The 22,657-nt window shown below is 53.5% G+C and carries 15 protein-coding genes; 9 read left to right on the top strand and 6 right to left on the bottom strand.

Annotation, left to right across the window (positions count from 1 at the left end):
• Positions 1 to 129: 129 nt before the first annotated feature.
• A complete protein-coding gene (locus AB1L42_RS11340) occupies positions 130 to 444 on the top strand; it encodes a transcriptional regulator (protein ID WP_146510233.1) in 315 nt (104 codons plus the stop codon).
• Here the strand turns inward: AB1L42_RS11340 and AB1L42_RS11345 are convergent.
• Entirely contained in the window at positions 408 to 1,310 is a 903-nt protein-coding gene (locus AB1L42_RS11345) for a DUF1573 domain-containing protein (RefSeq protein WP_367054971.1), read from the bottom strand. The two genes, AB1L42_RS11340 and AB1L42_RS11345, sit on opposite strands and share 37 nt — an antisense overlap.
• Before the next feature lie 494 nt (positions 1,311 to 1,804).
• Here AB1L42_RS11345 and AB1L42_RS11350 point away from each other — a divergent pair, with 494 nt between their 5' ends.
• The 3 genes from AB1L42_RS11350 to AB1L42_RS11360 all read left to right on the top strand — a co-directional run bounded on the left by AB1L42_RS11350 (position 1,805) and on the right by AB1L42_RS11360 (position 7,020).
• Positions 1,805 to 2,326, top strand: coding sequence for an STAS domain-containing protein (locus AB1L42_RS11350; protein ID WP_367054974.1), 522 nt, complete (start codon positions 1,805 to 1,807; stop codon positions 2,324 to 2,326).
• A 63-nt stretch (positions 2,327 to 2,389) separates the two neighbouring features.
• Positions 2,390 to 3,667 (top strand): GspE/PulE family protein, encoded by a 1,278-nt coding sequence (locus AB1L42_RS11355; protein WP_367054977.1) that lies wholly within the window; start codon positions 2,390 to 2,392, stop codon positions 3,665 to 3,667.
• 419 nt (positions 3,668 to 4,086) lie between these two features.
• On the top strand, positions 4,087 to 7,020 hold the full coding sequence (locus AB1L42_RS11360; protein WP_367054980.1) for a secretin N-terminal domain-containing protein: 2,934 nt from the start codon (positions 4,087 to 4,089) through the stop codon (positions 7,018 to 7,020).
• Positions 7,021 to 7,047: 27 nt separating this feature from the next.
• Here the strand turns inward: AB1L42_RS11360 and AB1L42_RS11365 are convergent, their stop codons facing one another.
• Both AB1L42_RS11365 and AB1L42_RS11370 read right to left on the bottom strand, forming a co-directional pair.
• Positions 7,048 to 7,449 carry a hypothetical protein gene (locus tag AB1L42_RS11365; protein WP_367054983.1) on the bottom strand — a complete coding sequence of 134 codons (402 nt, stop codon included), beginning with the start codon at positions 7,447 to 7,449 and terminating at the stop codon, positions 7,048 to 7,050.
• 112 nt (positions 7,450 to 7,561) lie between these two features.
• Complete coding sequence (locus AB1L42_RS11370) at positions 7,562 to 11,320, bottom strand: hypothetical protein (protein ID WP_367054986.1); 3,759 nt, start codon at positions 11,318 to 11,320, stop codon at positions 7,562 to 7,564.
• 406 nt (positions 11,321 to 11,726) lie between these two features.
• On the opposite strand from AB1L42_RS11370, the gene AB1L42_RS11375 reads away from it, so the two are divergent.
• A complete protein-coding gene (locus tag AB1L42_RS11375; RefSeq protein WP_367054989.1) occupies positions 11,727 to 13,082 on the top strand; it encodes a hypothetical protein in 1,356 nt (451 codons plus the stop codon).
• Between the two features lie 257 nt (positions 13,083 to 13,339).
• Positions 13,340 to 14,179 (top strand): MBL fold metallo-hydrolase, encoded by an 840-nt coding sequence (locus AB1L42_RS11380; protein WP_367054993.1) that lies wholly within the window; start codon positions 13,340 to 13,342, stop codon positions 14,177 to 14,179.
• 213 nt (positions 14,180 to 14,392) lie between these two features.
• Here AB1L42_RS11380 and glyA read toward each other — a convergent pair whose 3' ends face one another.
• Complete coding sequence (gene glyA, locus AB1L42_RS11385) at positions 14,393 to 15,637, bottom strand: serine hydroxymethyltransferase (protein ID WP_367054996.1); 1,245 nt, start codon at positions 15,635 to 15,637, stop codon at positions 14,393 to 14,395.
• 399 nt (positions 15,638 to 16,036) lie between these two features.
• On the opposite strand from glyA, the gene AB1L42_RS11390 reads away from it, so the two are divergent.
• Positions 16,037 to 17,479: a pectate lyase gene (locus AB1L42_RS11390; protein ID WP_367054999.1), complete on the top strand. Its 1,443-nt coding sequence runs from the start codon at positions 16,037 to 16,039 to the stop codon at positions 17,477 to 17,479.
• A gap of 56 nt (positions 17,480 to 17,535) precedes the next feature.
• Here the strand turns inward: AB1L42_RS11390 and trpA are convergent, their stop codons facing one another.
• Together trpA and trpB are read right to left on the bottom strand one after the other, a co-directional pair.
• Positions 17,536 to 18,351: a tryptophan synthase subunit alpha gene (gene trpA / locus AB1L42_RS11395; protein ID WP_367055002.1), complete on the bottom strand. Its 816-nt coding sequence runs from the start codon at positions 18,349 to 18,351 to the stop codon at positions 17,536 to 17,538.
• 159 nt (positions 18,352 to 18,510) lie between these two features.
• On the bottom strand, positions 18,511 to 19,716 hold the full coding sequence (gene trpB / locus AB1L42_RS11400; RefSeq protein WP_367055005.1) for a tryptophan synthase subunit beta: 1,206 nt from the start codon (positions 19,714 to 19,716) through the stop codon (positions 18,511 to 18,513).
• A 382-nt stretch (positions 19,717 to 20,098) separates the two neighbouring features.
• Between trpB and AB1L42_RS11405 the strand changes: the two genes are divergently transcribed.
• Together AB1L42_RS11405 and cobA are read left to right on the top strand one after the other, a co-directional pair.
• The gene (locus AB1L42_RS11405; RefSeq protein ID WP_367055008.1) at positions 20,099 to 20,941 is read left to right on the top strand and encodes a sugar phosphate isomerase/epimerase family protein; all 843 of its coding nucleotides are present in this window, start codon (positions 20,099 to 20,101) and stop codon (positions 20,939 to 20,941) included.
• A 193-nt stretch (positions 20,942 to 21,134) separates the two neighbouring features.
• Entirely contained in the window at positions 21,135 to 22,652 is a 1,518-nt protein-coding gene (gene cobA, locus AB1L42_RS11410; protein ID WP_367055011.1) for a uroporphyrinogen-III C-methyltransferase, read from the top strand.
• The last annotated feature ends 5 nt before the right edge of the window (positions 22,653 to 22,657 follow it).

Raw genomic sequence — 22,657 nt, forward strand, 5'->3', positions numbered from 1 at the left:
CATAAACGACTCTGGTGTCTGTTGCCGAAACCAAACAACGTCAGGAAGTGCTTTTGAACCGAATCACGGCAACAGCTTCGGAGGCTCGCGGCGAATCCGCAAATTCTCAACGACTTTCGAGTTGGTGTCATGATGCACAATCCAAACCGCTTTCCTGAATCATCCGCAGACGCACTCCCTCGTGAATTGCTGGACCTCGGAAAAAAAATCGCTGCACTCCCGGAGGAGCACTTCCGCGAAATCGAAGGGGCTTACTCGCAGGTTGTAGATTCTGTTCGAAGACGGCGGAGAATCCTGAAACTGGTTCAAGAGGCACTTTCACAGCTGCGTCTGGATGTGAAGTACCTGATGTTCGATCTCGAAGTGACTCGCTCGGAGCGAGACGAATTGCAGGCTGAAATTGATGGTCAAGGTGCCGACGATTTTGAGTCGGGCTGGTCATAGGTCGCTGGCTGAACGTTTGAAGGGGCTGACGCTTCACTGGGGCTGTTATTTGACACTGGCTGAATCTCGGGCTTCGTCGCTGCTTGAGGCCCCCAGATCAAAATGGGCACTTGAATCACTTGATATTCGGGATCGTCGGTTTCAATTTTCAGCCAACACGTCTCTTTTCCCGGAGCAACATCACCGGGCACGTCAATTCGGATGGGGACTTCGACACCCTGACCGCGAATGCGTCGCTCTCCAATTTCGGCCGAGACGTTGTTCGATTTCGATTCGACACGAAGCACGTTGAGCTGCCGACCGCGATGATCCTGCACGAGGATTTCGCGTGAATCAGGATTTCCGTGGGTCTGATAGAAGTAAACTTCGGCTGGCGTGACAGTCACTTTTCGTTCGGGAATCACCATCCGAAAACGGACGATTCGCTCTTTGAGTTCCCCGTCGTCGTAGCTGACCCGGACGGTATAGTCTTTCGGTCCGGGAGCTTCGTTCGCCGTCTTCACAGAGACGTAAAAGCGGCCTGACTCTCCGGTGCCGTAAACCATTTTGTCATCAAACAGCCTTGGATTCAGGCAACCGCAACTTGGTTCGAGCTTAAGAATTCGAACGTCTGTATCGCCGAGATTTCGAAAGTCAAAATGGGCAGGAATTGTTTCTAGCGGCGGAACAGGTCCCAGATCGACGGCGTATTGCGAGAAGATCAGCGTTTCGCGAGCGATTTTACCCGCGATTGGCCGAGGAGCCCCTGCACTTTGCATCGCGATCGCAGAAATCACGAAGGGCAGCAAGGCCAACGCGAACAATCCGCCTTCCAGAAAGGAGTTCGGTCGCGTTTGGGCAGACAGATTTTGATTGCGTTCATCCATGAACAGCTCGCTCCATGGGAGTCATTTCCCAATCAGGCTGCCGGTTATATTTCTTTCAATTCATTGTGACAACCCGGATTCCGGGACCGCCTGAGCCGCAGATACTCAATTGAAGAGACTCTGTGAGAGACTTACTTCGTCTCCGGCGGCTCGCCCCTTTCGGGCTGGCTGTAATGCTCTCGCTGTACGGATTGCAATCCAAAAACCAGTCGAGCACATCAAAAATTCACAGACACGCAATTCCTTTCCTTAACAAAATCCGGTAAATGTTCGCGAAGCCGACCGAACAATTTCACGAAGCAATTCTCGAAGTGGTCTTCGCTAATTTGAGCGCTTCAATACAGCGAAGACCATCACCAGCATTCCAATTGAGTGCTCCGCCTAGAGCGACCTGCTCGAAACAGAATGGCTTAGCCAGCGTGTGGGTTGCGTTCCGGTTGGCGATGTTCGAACATATGCTTCTTTGCTGATCAATCTGACCTGGAGTTAGCGGATTGTCATCGCTCACAACGTTTTCCGAGAATGTCAAGGTTTTTCACTCGCACATTCGAGTTGTCATCACTCCCGAAGTGGTTGAGTCAACCTGGGCATCAATTTCGAGCCTGGGAGACCAGGTTGTCGAATGCTTAAAGGATGTCAAACACCCAAGTTGCCTGGTCGACCTGACCCAGCTTGATTTCATGGGAAGCTCATTGGTCGCGCTGATCGTTCGAATCTGGCGAGAAGTTAAATCTCGAAACGGTCGCCTCGTCGTCGTCACCTCGCACCCCATCGTGAAAGAAACCATTTCATTGGCGGGTCTGGACAAAATCTGGGACATCCAACCATCGATCGAACTCGGTTCTCGTGCTCTCGATCTTTCCGACACGGTCGTCGCTGAAGTCGAAGGACGAGAAGTGGTCATCGAACGATCCGGCATCGGTCGCTACGAGCGTTTGGTTTGGGTTTCCATTGTCTTGACCCTCGTTTTGATTCTCGGGATCTCAATCTTCGTGATGATGCAGAATCCTTCATGAACAATTCACGTTGATGAAGACAATCAGCGACTCCTTCCACATCTCTCAACTCGCGGAGTTGTCATGACTAATGAGTCCTCGAACTCTCCTTCTGGTGCTGAAGAAGCAAACGCAATGATTCAGGAGATCGCACCGGAAGCCCGGCAAAAGGCACTTCAGGAGGAACTCAAAGGTCTCATCAGTCTCGTCGGCGTTGAACCACTCGTCGACCTGCTTCTTGAGCGCGCTTTTCAGCTCGGAGCGACGGACATTCATCTCGACCCGCGACCAAACGGCATGAATCTTCGCCTGAGGCTCGACGGAGTGATGCATGAGATTCTCCATCTCGATCCAGAATACGCCCCGCAGCTCGTCTCTCGAATCAAACTGATCGCGGGGATGAATATTGCTGAGAAGCGGATCGCGCAAGATGGCCACTTCTCCAACATGATGATGGAGCAAAACCGGGACGTTCGTGTCGGATCAGGACCGACGATTTACGGCGAACGCATCGTCATGCGGTTGATGTCAGATGGCTCTCGATTCACTTCTCTCGATCAACTTGGCCTTTCCGACAAACAAATCTCGGCCATCGAGCAAGCAACTGCCCGACCGCACGGAATGATTCTCAGCGTTGGTCCCGTCGGTTGCGGGAAGAGCACAACCACGTACAGCTGTCTCGCTTCTCTCAATGAAGCCACGCGCAGCCTCGTCACGATTGAAGATCCGGTCGAACGTCGGATTCCCGGAGTCAATCAAATTCAAGTCGACAATCGCGCCCATTTCGGTTTCGTCGAAGCCTTGCGAGGCGTTTTGCGACAGGACCCGGATGTCATCATGGTCGGCGAGATCCGCGATCAGGAAACAGCTCACATTGCCGTCCGAGCGGGACTGATGGGCTCGAAGGTCTTGAGTACTCTCCACGCATCTGACACCGGTGCGACTCTCGACATGTTCCGCGAGTTCCAGATCACCCGAATGTTCCTGGCTGATGCGATCAGCTGCATCATTGCTCAGCGTCTGATTCGACGAGTCTGTGAAAAGAACCGCGAGACTTATACCCCCGATGAGACCACTTGCGAGATGCTAGGAATTGATCCCGCAGAAGCAGATCAACACAAGCTGGTCCGCGGAATTCCGGCTGATTCGAACTTCCACACCGGCTACTTCGGAAGAACAGGCGTTTTCGAAGTGCTGGCCATGAACCCGTCTCTTCGAAACTACGTCGTTTCCGGAAAACCGGGCCGCACAGTCTTCGAAGCAGCTCAGGAACAGGGAATGGAAACGCTCGAACAGAGCGCTCGTGCTAAAGTCCTCGCTGGGATCACGACCCCAGAAGAGATGATGCGGGTCCTCATGTAACGCCGAATTCTGGTCGAATGACGAGCAGTTGACCTGTTGAATCGGGCACGACAGTATTAGTCGCCGATGCAATCGATTCGCTGTGGCGCGAGGTGACCGAGCCGAAACCTGCAAACTTCTTAATATCTTGACTGCAGGCAAGATACGAACAATTGGAGCCTCCACTGATTGCGACAGGGGGGCTCATACTCACCTTGGCTGGTTCGATTTTGGTTTACAACGGTTTGCACAAATAAACACAGTGTTCGCGTACGGATGCGAGTGTAGAGAAACCGTGAAAATGGTCGAATGCATCGAATTCTTCCTAACGAATCAACTCTTCTCCATCGTATGATGATGTAATGCTGCTTTGATCCATTCGTCCTCAGACGCTGATCCGACATCTCGGAAGCCGAATCTGAAGAATTATTGGGGAAGATATGCGTTTCTGTTCTATCGGGCTTTCAATCGGAGTTCTGTTGCTGCTGGCCCCAGCATCGAGCTTCGGCCAAGACAAGCCTGTTATCGTCAAGGAGGGTACGGTCATCGGATCGCCCAGTGCTTCCCCCGCCTCAGCGAGACCGGCACGATCCCCATCTTCGGAAACACCTCCCCAAGGCAAACCGGGCGAGACTCCGAATAAGCCCGATGAAAAAGGGGAAAACAAAGAGGGCGACTCAAGTCCGAAGGTGATTAAGCGAACCGAGTACGAACCGGAACCCGACTATTCCCCCGCAGATGTCATCCTCGACCCGGACGGCAAAGTTCAATTCAGTTTTCACGGAGCCAAATGGCCAGTCGTCTTGAATTGGCTGGCGAAGTTCTCCCAGCTCAACCTCGACTGGCAGGAGTTGCCCGGCGACTTCCTTAACCTGCGGACTCAGCACTCATACACCGCTGAAGAAGCTCGCGATGTGATCAATCGGCACTTGCTGGCTCGCGGATACACGCTCCTGCAACATGGCGAACTGCTCACCGTTGTGCGAATCTCTAATCTCGATCCCGGACTTGTTCCGCGTGTCGCACCTGAAGACTTACTCACTGCCTTCCCGCACGAATTCGTGAAAGTGTCACTGCCATTGGATTGGATTCTGGCCGAAGAGGCTGTCGAACAGCTGAAGCCGATGCTCAGCCAGAACGGGAAGCTTTCCGCCATCCCGACGGTCAATCGACTCGAAGCCATGGACGCGGTCGGTAATCTGCGAGAGATTTACAAGCTGCTGACCGAAGAGCAGCGATCGAACCAAACAGAAAAAGGACTCGTTCGCGAATTTCGAATCGAACACGTTCGGGCTGGGAAAGTCTTTGACTCCCTCTTTGCGATCCTCGGCATTCGAAAGCCCGACTCAGCAAGCGGCGGAGGCAGTATCTCGTTCGGTGCCAGCCAGCAGATCATGCAGCAGCTGCAACAAATGCAGCAGCAAATGCAGAGGAACAACTCTTCGAACAACAGCGGCGGCAAAGGCGGGGCTCCTGAAGAACCTCGACTGGTGCTCAATGAGCGTGAGAACAGCATCCTCGCTCATGCTTCACCGGACAAGATGGAAATCATCTCTCAAACGGTCAAAGCGTTAGACGTTCCTAGCCCAGACTCAAGCCATATCCTGCAGAACCTGGACCGCATGCGGGTCTATCACCTTTCGACACTGCAACCGGCTCCGCTTGTGGAGATCCTGACCGAAGTCGGTGACCTTTCTCCGTCGACGCGAGTTCAAGTGGATTCAGAGAACAACGCCATTATCGTCTTCGGGACGCTGGCTGATCACGTGACGATTCAGTCTCTCGTCGATCGTCTTGATGGCAGCAGTCGCAGCTTCGAAGTGATTCCACTTAGACGGCTCCGAGCAGCCGAAGTCGCTGGCACAATTCAGTACATGTTTGGCGAGGAAGAGGAAGAAGACGACCAGAGCAGCCGTTCGCGATACTACTACGGCTACTATTCCAGCTACGGAAAGAACGACGAAAAGTCGAAAGATCAACGCCCCTTCAAAGTTGATGCTGACGTCGAAAACAATCGCCTGCTCGTCTGGGCGAACGAGATGGAATTCAAGGAAATCGAAAACCTCCTCTCAAAGATGGGGGAGATTTCGCTTGGGAAACCGAATCCTGCGACAGCCCGCTTGATCGATCTGCACTCAGACGAAACAGCACGCAAGATTCTCGAACGTCTTCAAAACGTCTGGGAACAGCGTCACCCAAATTCACTGCAAATCGATTCTCCGCCAGAGACGCCAGCCGAAACGGAACCAGAACAGCCAGAACCAAAGAAGGAAGCTCGACAGGAGAACACTTCACCCATCAGCTTTGCTGTTTCTGAAACCGTTCGCACGAAACCAGAGAGTGAAACCGAGCTTTCCTCTGAAGAAGAAGCCCTTCTTCAAAAGATGCGCCAACTGGAAGTTGGGCCACCTGACATCCGAATTCGGCAACTCCCGGATGGCCGACTCACTCTCGAGTCTGATGACACGCAAGCACTCGACGAGATTGAAATGCTGATCTCGGAACTCGTCCCCCCGGCTCCAGAGTACAAAATCTTTCAAATCAAATACGCCTGGCCGTTCGGAATCGAACTGCTCCTCGACGATTTCTTCGATGGGAATGAAGACGAAGAGACCATTCTCGACTGGTGGGGAAATTCGGTCACTACGAACAAACAGGGACCGGAGCGACTCTCTTCAAAACGCAAGTTGCGAATCATTTCCGACGACGACTCACGCACGCTACTCGTTCAGAATGCAACGAATGAACAACTGGCGCTCATCGAAGACCTTCTCGAAATCTACGACCGCCCGGAAACAAACGATCCACAAGCTGTCCGGTTGACGCAGATTTTTCAACTTGAGTACTCGCAAGCAGCTGTCGTCGCAGAAACGATCAAGTCGGTCTACCGCGATCTCCTCAGTTCGAATGACCCCGCGCTGCAAAACAAGAACCAGGAAGGTAAGTCTCCCCCGCAACAACAGGGAATCACATACATCCGTAGCGGTGGAAATCAGGACAAAGACGACGGCGATCCCCCGGAAGAACCCATCAAGTTCAAAGGGCTACTCTCGGTAGGTGTCGACGAATTGTCCAACACTCTCGTCATCTCCGCAGCGAGCGGGCTCATGAGTGACCTCGCGAAACTTGTGGACGTTCTCGATCAGGCAGCCCGACCCGATTTGAGTGTGCGAGTTGTCCCCGTCAATCCTGCCATGAATGCCAGTGTTCTGCGCGATCAACTCAATCAGTCGTTCGGAATCTCAGCCAAACCTTCAGTCGGTGTCTCCTCAACGTCGGACCGAAACAAATCGCCTGAGAAACCAGAAGGTCGCGACTTCAACAACCAAGGTAAGTTCAATCCCGGCGAGGGAAATGCGGCTCCAGCTGACTGATAAAACAGGAACGCATTCCGCGGATTTTCAGAGAACGTGGACCGCGTATTGATGCATGAGTTCTGGGATCAGAAGCAGTGCGTATGCAAGCACATCCAGTAAGAGCGCACGTTTCGGTCTCCCGTGATTCCAGTCATTCCCAGCGACGAGGAGAATCACTCCCGACGCAAGAACAACGGGAATCATGATCACTCCGGAGAGCGTGTGGAAGCGATAATGCACTGAAGCATCGCCGGGGATGGGAAATCGCTGACAGACTCTCCAGACGATAATCGGAAGGGAACCCAGAAAGATCCCGCCGACTCCCCAACTTAAGCCAACGCCGATCGTGCTCCAGCGAAACTTCCGCTTTGATTTTGTCGTCGACACTTCAATGCGTTGTTCCGTATTTTCTGCTTGAACGACTTCGCGGTCAGACTCCGGATTCATTCTCGCTGCCGATCTCGTGATGTGAACAGCATGTCAGACTGGCTAATTTCATACGCGAGTCACTGCGATCTGTGTCTGAGCAGTGTCTCTGTCATCGCAAAGAGGAAAACCCTCACGGCGTTGCGGTTCGATCCGCTTTTGAAAGCTGTTCGTAGTACGAATCGAGAAGTGATCGATACTTGTCCGGAACTGGATCTCGGTCGATAGGCACGAGTCGTTCGTTCGGATCACGTCTGGCCAACTCTTCTGCGACCAGTGTCTGCAATTCGAGAAGCGGACCGTAGATCTTAGTCCGAACCATTTCCCAGTCTGGCTGTTTGGAATGCCGTTTGACATCGACACGAACCTTGCGGGCTTCGTCTCGAATCTGAGCCACGCGAGATCTTAGCTCGGGAGTGGTGACCATTTCTTCAACGTCTCTCATGCGATCGGACCATTCGACGTACTCATCGCCCGTCAACGGGAGAGAAACGTTTCTTGGGGCTCCGCCATCTTCGTCCCCGCCGGTTTCCTGAAATAGCGATCCCAACTGAGTGGCCAGATCCCCGCCATTGCGACGTCCGCCTCCCTGTTGCTGACCTCCCTGTTGCTGACCTCCCTGTTGTCCCTGCTGTTGTCCCTGCTGCTGTTGTCCCTGCTGCTGTTGACCCTGCTGCTGTTGACCCGGTTGTTGCTGTCCCGGTTGTTGCTGTCCCGGTTGTTGCTGTCCCGGTTGTTGCTGTCCCGGTTGTTGTTGACCCGGTTGTTGTTGACCCGGTTGTTGTTGACCCGGTTGTTGTTGACCCGGTTGTTGTTGACCCGGTTGTTGTTGACCCGGTTGTTGTTGACCCGGTTGTTGTTGACCCGGTTGCTGCTGACCCGGTTGCTGTTGACCCGGTTGCTGCTGACCCGGTTGCTGTTGAGTTGCGTTCGGGTCCTGTTCGAGTTCAGATTCGATCGCCCGTGTGAGATCTTCCAACTCCTCGTTTGCGAGTGCGAGGGCTTCCGTTTCGTCTCCGAGAATTCTCTCAGCTGCGTTTTCAACTCCTCGCTGCAGACGCTCGATACCTTGCCTTGCCTGTTGCTCCTGTTCTCGAGCCTCTTCGTCGAGGCCGTACCGTTGAAGCTGGGCTGCGCCTCGCAATGCTTCCTCGGGTTCGTAGCGTCGCAAGTCGCGAAGAGTTTCGTAGAGACTGTCAGACAAGAGTGGTTCTGTATTTTCGGCGTCTTGAATGAGTTCACGCGTCCGGTCGAGGGTTTCTCCGAGACGATCACCTTGTGCTTCCAACGCTTCCGTAACTTCTCGCGAGACCTCCTGCGGTTCTGGATCTCGCAGGCTGGGACGCTGGTCGAGTTGTGATTCCGTCGACGGCTGCATCATCCGTTCGATTTCCTGCTGTTCCTGAGCGAGATTGCGAACATCATCTCTCAAGTCTCGAATCGCTTCGTCGAACTGCCCTGCATTCTCGCGACGGAAATCTTCCTTGAGTTCTTCAAGCTCACGCTGTGCGCGGGTCCCTTCGGCGATGGCTTTGGATGTTTGATTTTGTTGCAGGGCTTCCGATGCCTGCAGGAGTCGTTCGCGAGTTTGATCGACCTGCTCTCGCGCTTCTGCCATACGCTGGCGATTCTCTTCCTGGCTCATTCGCTCGCGAAGCTCGTCGAGGTTTCGCAGCATCTCCTGCTGTTCTTCCTGCAAGCGTTTGAGCTGACGTTCGAGTTCCTCGCGCTGCTCGGGATCTTCGGTCTGCTGCAACTGGTTCTCGAGTTCCCTGAGTTTCTGATTCAGGTCTTCCTGTCTGCGAGCAAGCTCACGCAATCGGTTGAGAACTTGAAGTGTTTCGCGTTGCTCGGCCTGCTGCTCTTGTCGCTGTGCTTGACGTTCGGTTTCGTAGCGGTTTCGATCGTTCTTCAACTCGAGCGAATTCATCTGACGATTCATTCGCTGTTGCTGTGATTGACTCTGACTGCTCTGAGCCTGACTCTGCTGAACCTGTTTCTCACGCGAATTCAAACGCAGCAGAGCACGATAAGCGGCCTGAGCTGCTGACCGCCCTTGCGGGAGCGATTCTAGTTTCTCGTTGGCGATTCCATCGGCGAAGTGCCGAGAAGCACTGACCATCGCATCGATGGCTTCCTGCAAGTGCTGTTTCATGACTTCATCCTCTAACGATTCCATCATCTCTTCGGCCAAGCCGATGGCTTGCTCTTGCGACTCAAAGAGGACTTCCATCCCGGGAAGAAATTGACTCGTCGGCTCGGGCCGGTTTTCTGAACGAATCAAGTTCCAGGAAGCAGTCACGATTTGCCGTTGAATTTCGACGAGCTTGCCCGACTCTCCCCCCTGTTGTTGCTGCTGCTGTTGTTGTTGCTGTCCACTTTGGGATGCCGCCTGTCGGAAGATTTCTTCAAAAGGTCGCACCTCAGAGAAGAAGATATCGCTGAACGCACGACGCACGTTTCCGTCGGGGCCGATGTCATCTGCGTAGAAGTAATAGGAGATGAGTTGGTTGGGAACGACATCTAATTCCTCGACGAAGACTGTATGGTCCATGGCACGTCGTTCGTCGCGTTCCGCTTTGCCGCCCAGTTCCAGCTCTTCCGATTCTCCATCCGGACGTTCATAGATGAGGCCATACTTGAGCAGGCCGTAGTCATCTGAGGCATTGGCTTGCAGGACCAACTCTTCGATCGGCGATACACGCACGTCTCGCTTGGGAAAGACAACTTGCAGGTCGGCTGGGTGATTCGGAAGGACTTGAAACACGAACTCCGGAACAGTTCGGTTCACGCGTCCCTGCTGGTCAATCAGTTCCAGCTTGTAGCGATACTTCTGTGGGTCTTCCGCGTTCCAGGTCAATGATCTTTTGACCGAGTCGCTTCCATCTTCGATCAGCTCCAGTCGGTTGCCTTCATCGTCGATCAGCGCGGCGCTCTGCAAATCTTTATTGAGTGCAAAGCTGAGATCGAGCTTTGAGCCTTCGACCAGGCTGACGCGTCGAACATCGTCGAGGTGTTTTTCGTCGAGACCTGTGAATTCCGGAAAGTGAATGTCGGCATCTGCACGCAACAGTTCCGGATAGGTAAATGTCGTGATCGAAAACTCAGAAGATGTCTGGTCCGAGTAAACGATTTGATACGTCATATCCTGATCGACATCCGCCAGCCGTCCTCCAAAGACGGGATCGTCGAGGCTCTTGCGCATCGGGATTGATAACGTCTCGCCGTTTTGTTTGGTCGCGATGAGAGAGACTTCGTCGGGCAGTGCTTGTGGAAATCGTGCGAGGACGAGGAGGCTCGCCCCTCTTTCGACCTCTGCGTCTCCAGGTTCGACCACAAGCTCGAAGAGCTGCTGGGATGTCGCTGGTGATTGATCGTTGATGTCGGCGATGCGAGCTTCGGTTGTCTTTTGATTCCACGGACCGGTGAAAAGAGGGACGAGGCACAGAATCATCGCGAGGATTCGCAACAACTGCAGCCCCCAGATGCCTTTCACCGACTTTGCCCAATCGGCCTGATAGTTGTGTCGAAGGACTTCAGTGAACAACTCTGATTGTAGAAAGCTGAAACCCGATGTCTCCGCACTCGGATGCTGTTGAACAGCGGCCAGCAGACGGGTGTCGAGTTCCGGAAAATTCCGCTCGACTTGAAGAGCTGCCTGATGACGATCGTCTGTGCGGGGACGACCCGCGATCCAGCCGATCAACATCGCCAGTGGTGCTCCCAGAATGAACAGCTTCATCATCTCCGCTGTTCGATCTCCTGCGACTGCCATCGCAAGCAGCAGAACTGCCAGAAGTGCCCAAATCAGTAAAGATGCTCGAATGGCCCTGAGTCGTCTAATCCGTCGAGCAACTTCATCGACTCGATGGAACAATCGGGACTCTGACATGGCGTCTCGCTCTCTCGGGTGCCTGCCGACTAAATGACGTATCCGCGCTGTGAATATCTTATCGCGGGGATTTTCGAATTCACAGGGGAATCATGGGCTGCTGTGCGAATCACAACGACTCTACCTGCGACGAGAGTCCGCTCTGAATCATCGACGGGGAAGACTTTGCGGGTTTTATGGCAGTTCCTCACATTTCCTGTCCGTCGATCTGGAGATTGATCACTTCTGACTCAAGATCCACAAATTTTCGCGATAAGCTAGACGGAACACTTGAAACCAACCATCCAACAGCATTTCCTCATTACGTGATTGAAATCAGCAAAATGATTTGGCACGATGGGGATGTGTGTGAATCAAGACGATTCTTTGGATCCGATTTGATTTGACACAAACGAGGAGAGTTCTCATGAAGACTGTGTTGTGGGGAGTCGCGACCCTGGCTTTCGCGATCTCCGGGAGCACCACAGCGAACGCCGGCTGGTTTGCTGGAACCGTCGGCTACAATTCTTGCCCGGTCACATGCTGTCAGCCAACATCATGCTACACCGCGTGCAAGGTTGAGCGCGAAACGTGCTACCGAACTGTCTACGATCAGGTTTGCGAGCCTGTTCAGGAAACATGTTACCGAACCGTCTGCGAAACCGTTTTCGAAGACGTACAGGAAACCTGCTATCGAAACGTCGTCGAGACCGGGTGTCGTGAAGAAGAGTATCAAGTCTCTCGACCGGTCTACGAAACTGCTTTCCAGGAAAGAGAATACACCGTCCAACGACCTGTCTTCGAAACTTCGTACCGCGAAGAGTCGTATCAGGTTCGTAAGCCGGTCTGGGAAACCGTCAACCGACAAGTCACTCGCACTGTGATGCGACCTGTCACGCGGACTGTGAACCGTCAGGTGACTCGAACAGTCATGCGACAAGTCACGGAAACCGTCAATCAAGAGCGATGCTACACCGTGATGCGACCGGTCACGACTTATCGTCCGGTTCAGCGCGTCGTGCCTGTCACAGTCAATCAGCAGGTTTACCGTCCGGGACCGTTGGTCTGGGGACGCAAGCCAGGACTCTGCGGATGTCCGATTCCGTGCCTGACTCGCTGTCCGGGAACAATGGCGACAGTCCAGCGCGTCTGTCCACAAGTCGTCACCGAACAAGTCGCCTGTACGACTCTTGTTCCTCAAGTCGTCCGTCAGAACTGCCCCGTTCAGGTCTGCCGCATGGTGCCGGAACAAGTTGTTGAAAACTGCCCGATTCAGGTTTGCGAAATGGTTCCCGAACAAGTTGTCGAGAACTGCCCAGTCCGCGTCTGCAAATGGGTTTGCGAAACTCAGACACGCAAGATTCCGGTTCAGACCTGCCGCATGGTGAACGAAGTCAAAACCTGCCGCATTCCGATCCAAACTTGCCGCATGGTGACAGAAACTCTGACACGAAAAGTGCCAGTTTGCACAACCAAGCGAGTTGCTTATCAGGTGACACGCAAAGTGGCTCGACCAGTCACACGACAGGAACCATACACCGTCACTCGAATGGTTTCGAAACTCGTTCCACGAGAAGTTGCGTACGAAGTCTGCCGCTTCGTTCCCGTTCAGCAATGTTCCTCAATTCAACCTTGCGGAAACTGTGGCGGATGTGCGAACGGAGACTGCGGAGTGATTCAGCAGGAAGTTGGAAAACCGATCGCTCCTGAAGCCGACCCAACTTTCGAAGCTCCTGAAGAATCAGGACCAGACGTCAGCCCTGTCCCGGGGGACTCTGTCTAAAGTTTCCTCAATTGCGGGAAACATCGATTCGCACGAGCAACTCTCGACTGAGAATTGCTCGTGCGTTTTTTGTTATCCGCAACTGCTCAAATTGGCCTGAACCCCTTGATCCGCTGCTGTGTTTCCTCTTCTGAGATCTGGGGCAATTGTGCGTTTCTTTGCGAAAATTGGAGCGGGTCGCTGCAACCATCTCGCTGTCTGTCATATTCTGACGCCCGGTTGATTGAATGCGTCCCTCCCCTGAAAGCTTTCCCTGAATGATCGAAAACCTGCCGCTGAAATCCATCGAGCATGGTGGACTCACGATTGAAGGCTACTCACGAGCTGCGGTCCAGACGTACTGGCGAATCCCCGAGCTGAAAGTTGGATTCGACCTGGGGGGCAGTCCGTGGTCTTTTATGGGAACGCAAACGTTCTTCATTTCGCATGCGCACCTCGACCACATGGCAGCTTTGCCGGCTTATGTTGCTCGACGCCGCATGATGAAAATGGAACCGCCCACGATTTACGTTCCGGCTGCGGTGGCTGAATCTGTTCAGAAGATGCTTCGATCATGGCAGAAACTTGATCGTGGCCGAATGATCTGTCAGCTCGTCGGTGCAGAGCCCGGAATGGAGTACGAACTCTCTCGCGAACACGTCGTGACCACTTTTGCGACCAAACACACCGTGCCGTCACTTGGATATGTCGTCTGGGAACGACGGAAGAAGCTGAAGCCGGAGTATCAGAACCTTTCCGGAACCGAAATTCGAGATCTGCGGATGAAAGGGATCGAAGTCAGTGCCGAGATTCGCATGCCGATCGTTTGCTATTGTGGCGACACTGCCCCGCAAGGGCTGGACCACTGCGACGCGGTCTTTCAGTCGAAGATCCTGATCACGGAGCTGACGTTCTTCCGGCCTGAGCATCGCAAGGAGAAGATTCACAAATTCGGCCACACCCATCTCGACGATTTGATCGAACGGGCTGATCGGTTTGAAAACGAACTCGTCATTCTCGGCCATTTCAGCACACGCTATCACGAAGAACAAATCCGCAGAGCGGTCGAAAAGCGATTGCCCGAGAACCTCAAGAAACGAGCCATGCTTTGGCTCTGACGGAAGCGAACTGCTTTCATCTTCACTCTCATTGCCTAAAGCAACTTCAGCTTTAGTTTGCACTTTCTCGCACGAGCAAACACAGCCGTCAACTTGATGAAACAACCTCAAGCGAATGCACCGGAAAAAACAATTTGCTCTACGCAAAAATCCCCCGATCGATTGGTGATTCGATCGAGGGATTGTTTTGTCAGTCAACTGTTCATTCGAGAATCAGGAGCTGATTCCGGGAACAGGGAAGTTCTTGGCAAACTGAGCAATTTCGCTGCGAATTGCCTGAACTTTCGATTCGTCATCGGCTGATCGAAGAACACTCAGAATCCATTCTCCGACCTGCTTCATTTCCGCTTCTTTCATGCCGCGTGTCGTCAACGCGGCAGTTCCGATTCGAACGCCACTTGGATCGAGCGGCTTGCGCTGATCGAATGGAATCATGTTCTTGTTGACAGTAATCCCAGCTCGGTCGAGTGCCTCTTCCGCGATCTTGCCGGTGAGGTCGATGGCAGTCATATCGCAAAGCATCAGGTGATTGTCCGTTCCTCCACTCGCAAGACGAATTCCGCCAGCGACGAGTGTTTCCGCGAGAGTTTTTGCGTTGGCAATAATCTGCTCGGCGTACGCTTTGAAGGTCGGTTGCTGAGCTTCTTGGAAACAGACTGCCTTAGCCGCGACGATGTGCATCAGCGGGCCGCCCTGAAGTCCTGGAAAGACGGTCTTGTCGACAGCCTTTGCGTGCTCAGACTTACACAGAATAAATCCAGAACGTGGACCGCGAAGCGTCTTGTGAGAAGTCGAAGTGACGAAGTCGGCGACTTCGACGGGATTGTTGTGACATCCCCCAGCGACAAGGCCCGCGTAGTGAGCCATGTCGACCATCAACAGTGCGCCGTTCTCCTTTGCGATTTCAGCAAACTTGGGATGGTCGATTTCGCGAGGATACGCACTTGCCCCAGCGACGATCATTTTCGGTTTGTGCTCTTTCGCGAGGGCAGCCACGCGATCGAAATCGATTCGGTGATCTGATTCACGCACGCCGTAGTGAACGACGTTGTACAACTGGCCAGAGAAATTCAGATGCATTCCGTGGGTGAGGTGTCCCCCATGAGCGAGATCCATCGCCAGGATCGTATCGCCGGGCTGAAGCTGGGACATGTAGACCGCCATGTTGGCCTGCGAACCAGCGTGTGGTTGCACGTTCGCATGGTCGGCACCGAAGAGCTGACAGACACGATCGCGAGCCAACACTTCCACTTCGTCGACGAATTCGCATCCGCCGTAGTAGCGACGACCAGGATACCCTTCAGCGTATTTGTTCGTCAGAACTGTCCCGGCCGCTTCCTGAATCGCGGCACTGGTGTAGTTCTCCGAAGCGATGAGTTCGAGGCCTTCTACCTGTCGGGTTCGCTCACGCAGAATCGATTCCCAAACTGCAGAATCGCACTCCTGAAGGGCTGACATGATCTTTCCTTTTCAATAAGCAACGTTTGATATAACTTTGAGCCTGCGAACCGTTCGTTCAACCGGTTCGACGCACTGCACTCATCGCCCACCAATTTATAGTGTTGGCCCGGTCCAGAAACCACCATACGCAGGCTGGGCTCCTAGAATCGACAACAGAGATTCGTAGATGATGGAAATCACGTCAGGTGGATTCCATTTCATCGAAAATTCGGTTCCTTCCGCAATGAGCCCCAAACCATGGTTTGCACGACTCTTGTGACTAATTTCCCGATGTTCGTTCACTCCATGCCCAAAATCCCTTCGAATTGATCCGAGAGTCATTCTGTGATCCAAAGCGAGTCATCAGAGTACGTTCTCTCGATCATCGCAAAATCAATTCTGCAAGCTGAGACAGTCATGAAACACCATCGCACGCTTACGGCTCTGTGGATTCTCATTCTGGGATGGGGAGTTGACACCGGTGCTGACGATCAAGTCGTTCAGCAGGCGAAAGAAACGATGAGGCGGGCGACCGAGTACTTTCACGGCGAAGTCGCGCGGCACGGAGGCTACGTTTACCACTATTCTCCCGACCTGAAAGTGCGATGGGGCGAAGGTCTGGCGTCGGAAGATCAAATTTGGGTTCAACCTCCGGGAACTCCGACAGTCGGGATGGCTTACCTAGACGCTTACTCTGCCACCCTTGACTTGAAGTACCTCGTCGCTGCCAAAGACGCCGCCGAGGCCTTGGCGTACGGACAGCTTGAATCGGGCGGATGGGCCAACTGCGTGGACTTCGACCCCGCTGGAGAACGTGTCTATCTGTACCGCAATGGAAAAGGCCGTGGCCGAAACAACTCTTCTCTCGACGACGGACAAACCCAGTCGGCGTTGTTGTTTCTCATCCACGCGGATAAAGCCCTTCAATTCCGAAACGAGGCGATTCACGACGCAGCGATGGTCGGCCTCAATGCAGTTCTGAAAGCTCAGTTTCCGAACGGTGCATTTCCGCAAAGTTGGACTCAGCCTGTTGAAGATCGACCGGTCCTCAAAGCGAAGTATCCCGATCACGACTGGCGTACGGAGGGGCGAATCAAAAACTACTGGGACATGTACACGTTGAATGACAACGTGTGCGGGTATCTTGCCAAAACCCTCATCGCTGCTCACCAAACTTACGAGGATGAGCGAAGTTTGCAGGCACTTCGCAAGCTGGGTGACTTTTTGATCCTGGCACAAATGCCGGAACCACAACGGGGTTGGGCTCAGCAATACAACCCTGACATGGAGCCGATCTGGGCGAGGAAATTCGAACCTCCGGGCGTTTCAGGTGACGAGACACAAGAAGCGATTGAGACCCTGCTGGAAATTGCCAGATACACAGGAGACGATCGCTATTTGGAGCCAATCCCGGCGGCGCTCGACTACCTCGATCGATCAGTACTCCCCGACGGTCAAGTGGCTCGCTATTACGAACTGAAAACGAACCGACCGCTTTACATGGAACGGACTAGAGGCAATTACTCGTTGACCTACGACTCCTCAAATCTTCCGAGTCACTACGGCTGGAAGACTCCCGCCAAAATCGAAAGCCTTCGCCGGACTTACGAACAGCAGCGGGATCATCAAATCGTTGCTGAACCGTTCGATATCGAGTCACTGGAGTCGCGTGCTGAGCAAATCATCAAAGACCTTGACCAGCAGGGAAGATGGGTAACCACAGCTTCAGGAGAGCGGCTCGTGGGACAACCCAAAATTCGAGCTGGCGATCAGTACATCAGCAGCGCAGTCTTCAGCGAGAATCTGACAACCCTCAGCCTCTATCTGAAAACAATGGCCGCAGCCATTGCTTCCAAGTAAACGACTTTTCCGAGGAGTTCTTCTCGAAATGGATTCGAAGCAGAATTGAAAATGCTCTACTTCGCATGAGTCGCAGCGACCATGTCGCCCGCGAGTTTCGAGAGATCTTTCTGGAGTTCATCGGACGAGAGTGTTTTGTCGGCAAGCTCTTGAAAGCGTCTGACAATTGCTGAGCCGATGATGACTCCGTCCGCGAGGTCTCGGAGCGGTTCGACATGTTCGGGCTTACTGATTCCGAAGCCAACCGCCAGCGGAAGATCGGTCTCTTCTCGCAGCCACTTCAATTGATCCAGCAACGCATCAGCAACTCGCTCGCGTTCACCCGTCGTCCCCGAAACTGCAATGCAGTAGACGAACCCTGAACAAGATTTGAGAATCTTGCGGACACGTTCTCTCGGGCTCGTGGGAGCGACGAGTTGAATCAAATCCAGCCCCGCACCCCGGACTTTCTCAAACACTTCCGCAGCTTCATCTCCAGGCAGATCCGGAATGATGAGCCCGCTGATTCCTGACTCAACGCAGGAAGACAAGAACTGATCAACACCTGTGCGAAAGACGATCGCGAAGCTGACCATCGCCACAAGCGGTGGAAGTTGTTCGTGATCGAGTTCTCCCAACGCTTTGAAGATCTGAGAGACAGAGACTTTTGACTCAAGAGCTCGCGTGTAAGACGCTTGAATGACCGGTCCGTCGGCGATGGGATCGCTGTAGGGGAACCCGATTTCGATCATGTCGACATTCGCTGCTCCCAACGTGCGAATCACCTGTTGGGTGGCTGCGAGATCGGGATCGCCAGCGGTGATAAATGGCATGAATGCCATCTGGTTTTGTTCTTTGAGGCTGGCGAAGACGGCTGAAATGCGTGAGTCCACTCGGGATCTCCGTTGGAATGACTTCGGTGTTGAATCGTTAATGGTCGAGTTTGTCTCAGATCGAGCGGTTCGAATCGACGAATTCAATCCGGCCTGCCGGGTCATAGTTCGTCGGTGTTGTGCCTATTGGCTCGATAAGACGCTTTAGCTTGTGCTGCGTTACATTTCAATTCCGGTGAGGCGAGCCACTTCGCTGATGTCTTTGTCACCGCGTCCCGAAAGGCAGACGACGACGATCTCATCACGTGAGCGTTTTTTGGCCGCTTTGACTGCGTGGGCCACCGCGTGCGAACTTTCGACGGCCGGCAAAATTCCTTCGAGCTTGGCAACGAGCTGGAACATCTCTAACGCTTCGTCATCCATCGCGACGGTGTATTGCACGCGGCCTGATTCTTTCCAGTAGCTGTGCTCTGGTCCCACTCCCGGATAGTCGAGTCCGGCGGAAATCGAATGAACGTCTTGCGTCTGACCGTCCTGATCCTGCATGACGTAGCTGAAACTGCCGTGCAGAACGCCTTTGACTCCGTATGTCAGCGGGCTGGCGTGGTCTCCGGGTTGTGCTCCGCGTCCGCCTGCTTCCACTCCGGTGAGGCTGACGTCGTAATCTTCAACGAACGGATAGAACATTCCGGCAGCGTTGGAACCGCCTCCGACACAGGCGATCACTTCGTTTGGAAGCTGACCTGTTTCGTCGAGGCACTGCTGGCGAGCCTCGCGTCCGATCACAGACTGGAAGTCACGAACAATCATTGGAAACGGATGCGGACCAACTGCCGATCCGAGGATGTAGTGCGTGGAATCAACGCTGGCCATCCAGTCTCGCATCGCTTCGTTGATGGCGTCGCGAAGGGTGCGCGAGCCCGATGTGACCGAGCGAACTTCCGCTCCCATGTTTCGCATCAGGAACACGTTCAACTTTTGCCGTCGAATATCTTCTTCGCCCATGTAGACGACGCATTCGAGGCCGAATCGAGCACATGCCGTTGCAGAAGCCACACCGTGCTGACCGGCCCCGGTTTCTGCAATCACGCGTTTCTTACCCATTCGAAGCGTGAGCAGTGCCTGTCCGATCGTGTTGTTGATCTTGTGGGCACCGGTGTGATTCAAGTCTTCCCGCTTGAAATAGATCTTCGCACCGCCAGCGTGTTCGGTAAGCCGTTCAGCGAAATACAGCGGGCTGGGACGACCGACGTAAGTCTTGAGCAGGTGATCCAATTGGGACTGAAAGTCTGGATCGGACTTGGAACGCAAGTACTCTTCGTGAAGCTGATCCAGGGCCTCCATGAGTGTTTCAGGCACAAATCGGCGACCAAATTCCCCGAATCGTCCTTCTGCGTCAGGAACACTCTTGGTGGCATTAGACATTGTCTATTCTCTCAGTCTCGTTGTATTGCAGCTGTTTGACACTTAGCATTGTGGATCTGACGCGAGTCGACAAGGACGGGTTCACTTCAGATTGCTTCGCGGCAAATTCGGGAATTTCATATCGCACTTCCGAGATTATTTCGAGGCTCGCGAGCACGTCAACGAATTCGGATCGATTTCAATTTTCATTTCGCAAGAAAGCCCAACATTCCGTGAGAAATCCTGCGAGTTGTCGTCAACTCACAGGTGAAATGGGGTTCTTGATGGCGTTGATTGACCGTGATGTGAAATTGAAGTCCAATGCGTCCATCAAAAACTGCTCATTTGTGCTCCCCGACAGAAGAGTGTCGCGGAGCAGACACTTGAATCGGGGAAGACAAATATGAAGTACGGTCTGAATCTGCTGCTCTGGACGTCTGGTGTCGATGAATCCATTTTCCCAACTTTGGATCGAATCAAGGAATGGGGCTACGATGGCGTCGAGTTGCCAGTCTTTGACATGGACGAGGCAGCATACAAAAAAATCGGATCGAAGCTGGACGAACTCGGCTTTGGACGGACTGCTGTGACCGTCTGCACAGTCGAAGAAAACCCGATTTCCGAAGATGCTGCTATTCGCGAAGCTGGAGTCAATCGGCTCAAAAAAGCGGTCGACATGTGTGCTGCTTCGGGATGTACACACTTGCTGGGACCAATTCACTCGGCGCTTGGCCATTTCGTCGGTCGCGGACGAACTGAAGAGGAATGGAAGTGGGCTCAGGACAGCCTCGCCAAAGCTGCGGATTACGCTCAGGCCAACGATGTCACACTGGTCGTCGAGTATCTCAATCGCTTTGAGTGCTACTTCCTCAACTGTGCAGAAGACACCGCACGTTTCTGCCGGGAAGTGAATCATCCGCATCTCAAGATGATGTACGACACCTTCCACGCCAACATCGAAGAAAAATCTCCCAGCGAAGCCATCAAAGCCTGCCAGGATCAACTGGTTCACGTTCATATCTCAGAGAACGACCGATCGACGCCGGGCGAAGGTGGAATCAACTGGGATGAGAATTTCAAAGCCATCAAAGAGGTCGGCTATGACGGTTGGCTGATGATCGAAGCGTTCGGTCTCGCCCTGCCTGAACTGGCAGCTGCAACATGCATCTGGCGACGCATGTTCCCGAGCGAAGAGCATCTCGCAAAAGAAGGTTTGAAATTCATGAAATCCCGGATGGAGGGATAACTTCCCAATTCCAATCCGGAAGAGATTTTCGCAGATCGCGGATCATCTCCCTCACACAATTGGCCCCGGAAGTTCATTCTGCGGCCAATTGTTTCTTTTCAACGACAGGTTGAAGTGGTCTTTTCTAAAGAGCATTCATTGCTTCACTGCCCAAGCATGGGGCGAACATCATGCGACTGAGGAACTCTGATTGATGGCGGAAGTTGGAAAAGTTTATCTGGTCGGAGGCGGTCCCGGTGATCCCGGACTGCTGACACTCAAAGCGAAACGCTGCCTCGAAATCGCTGATGTCGTCTTGTACGACGGGCTCGTGAATCCACTTCTGCTCAGACACACTAAGGCAACTGCTGAGAGGACAAACCGCGTTGGTTTGGGACCAGAAAAACGACTCGATCAGGACGAGATCAACAAGCGACTCGTGGACGCTGCCAAAGCTGGGAAGATCGTCGTCCGCCTCAAGGGAGGCGACCCCTATATCTTCGGTCGGGGGAGCGAAGAAGCATTGGCTCTCGCGGAAGCTGGCATTCCGTTTGAAGTCGTTCCTGGCATCACAGCAGCCACCGCAGCGGCGGCCTATTCAGGTGTCTCTCTGACTCACCGAAAACTGGCCTCTGCTGTCGCCTTTATTACCGGTCACGAAGCCCCCACGAAACCGCAATCAGCGCTCGACTATGAGCAACTCGTCAAATTCCCTGGCACGCTCGTCTTCTACATGGGGCTCCATCGGCTTCCTGAAATCGCGAAGTCATTAATCGCGAGCGGAATGGACCCGGAAACGTCAACGCTCGTCATCTCAAAAGCCAGCACCCCGCTGCAGCAAAGCGTCCATGCTTCTCTGGAAGATATTGGTGAGAAGGTTGCTCAGGCCAATCTGCAAGCCCCTTCACTGATTGTGGTGGGCGAATGCACTCGCCAGCGAGAGCAGATCAACTGGTTCGAGACGCTTCCTCTGATCGGTCAAACGATCGGCATCGCCCGCCCTGAACATCAGACGGATGAAGTGATTGACCAGGCGATTCAACTTGGTGCTGCCCCGATTTTGATGCCCGCCATCAAGACCTCGCCACTCTCTGACTGGACGGAAGTGGATCAGGTCATCGAAACACTCGAAGAGTTCGACTGGATTGTGTTTACCAGCGTGAATGGTGTGGATGCTTTTCTCGGCAGACTCTGGGAACTCGGAAGCGATGCCCGCCGCTTCGGGAAGATGAAGATCGCCTGCATTGGCCCAGCGACAGCGAAACGCCTCGAAGAGTATTCCATTCGGCCGGATCTTGTGCCGCCGGTATACAAAGGAGAAGAACTCGCCGATGCAATGAAACCGCATGTGGAGGGAAAATCAGTGCTTTGGGCACGGGCAAATCGGGGTCGAGAGGTCATTCCGGAAACGCTCATTTCCGCCGGAGCTGAGTTTCGAAGCCTTGTTGTTTATCAACACCTCGACGTCCCTTCATTCCCGAATGCCGCAATCGACGCTCTCCATCGTGGGAAACTCGACTGGATCGCACTCAGCAGTCCGACCATTGCACGTAACGTCGCAGAACGAATTCAGGAACTGTCACTCAATCAGCTTCCAAAATTTGCAGCCATCAGCCCAGTGACTCAGGAAGCAGCCGAACAAGCCGGCTTGACGATCAAGGCAGTCGCACAGGAATTCACCTGGCCCGGCCTTTTTCAGGCGATTGTCGAGTGGCAACAGAACCACAAATGAGAAAT

Origin of the sequence: Thalassoglobus sp. JC818, assembly GCF_040717535.1 — a bacterium.
Classification (GTDB): domain Bacteria; phylum Planctomycetota; class Planctomycetia; order Planctomycetales; family Planctomycetaceae; genus Thalassoglobus.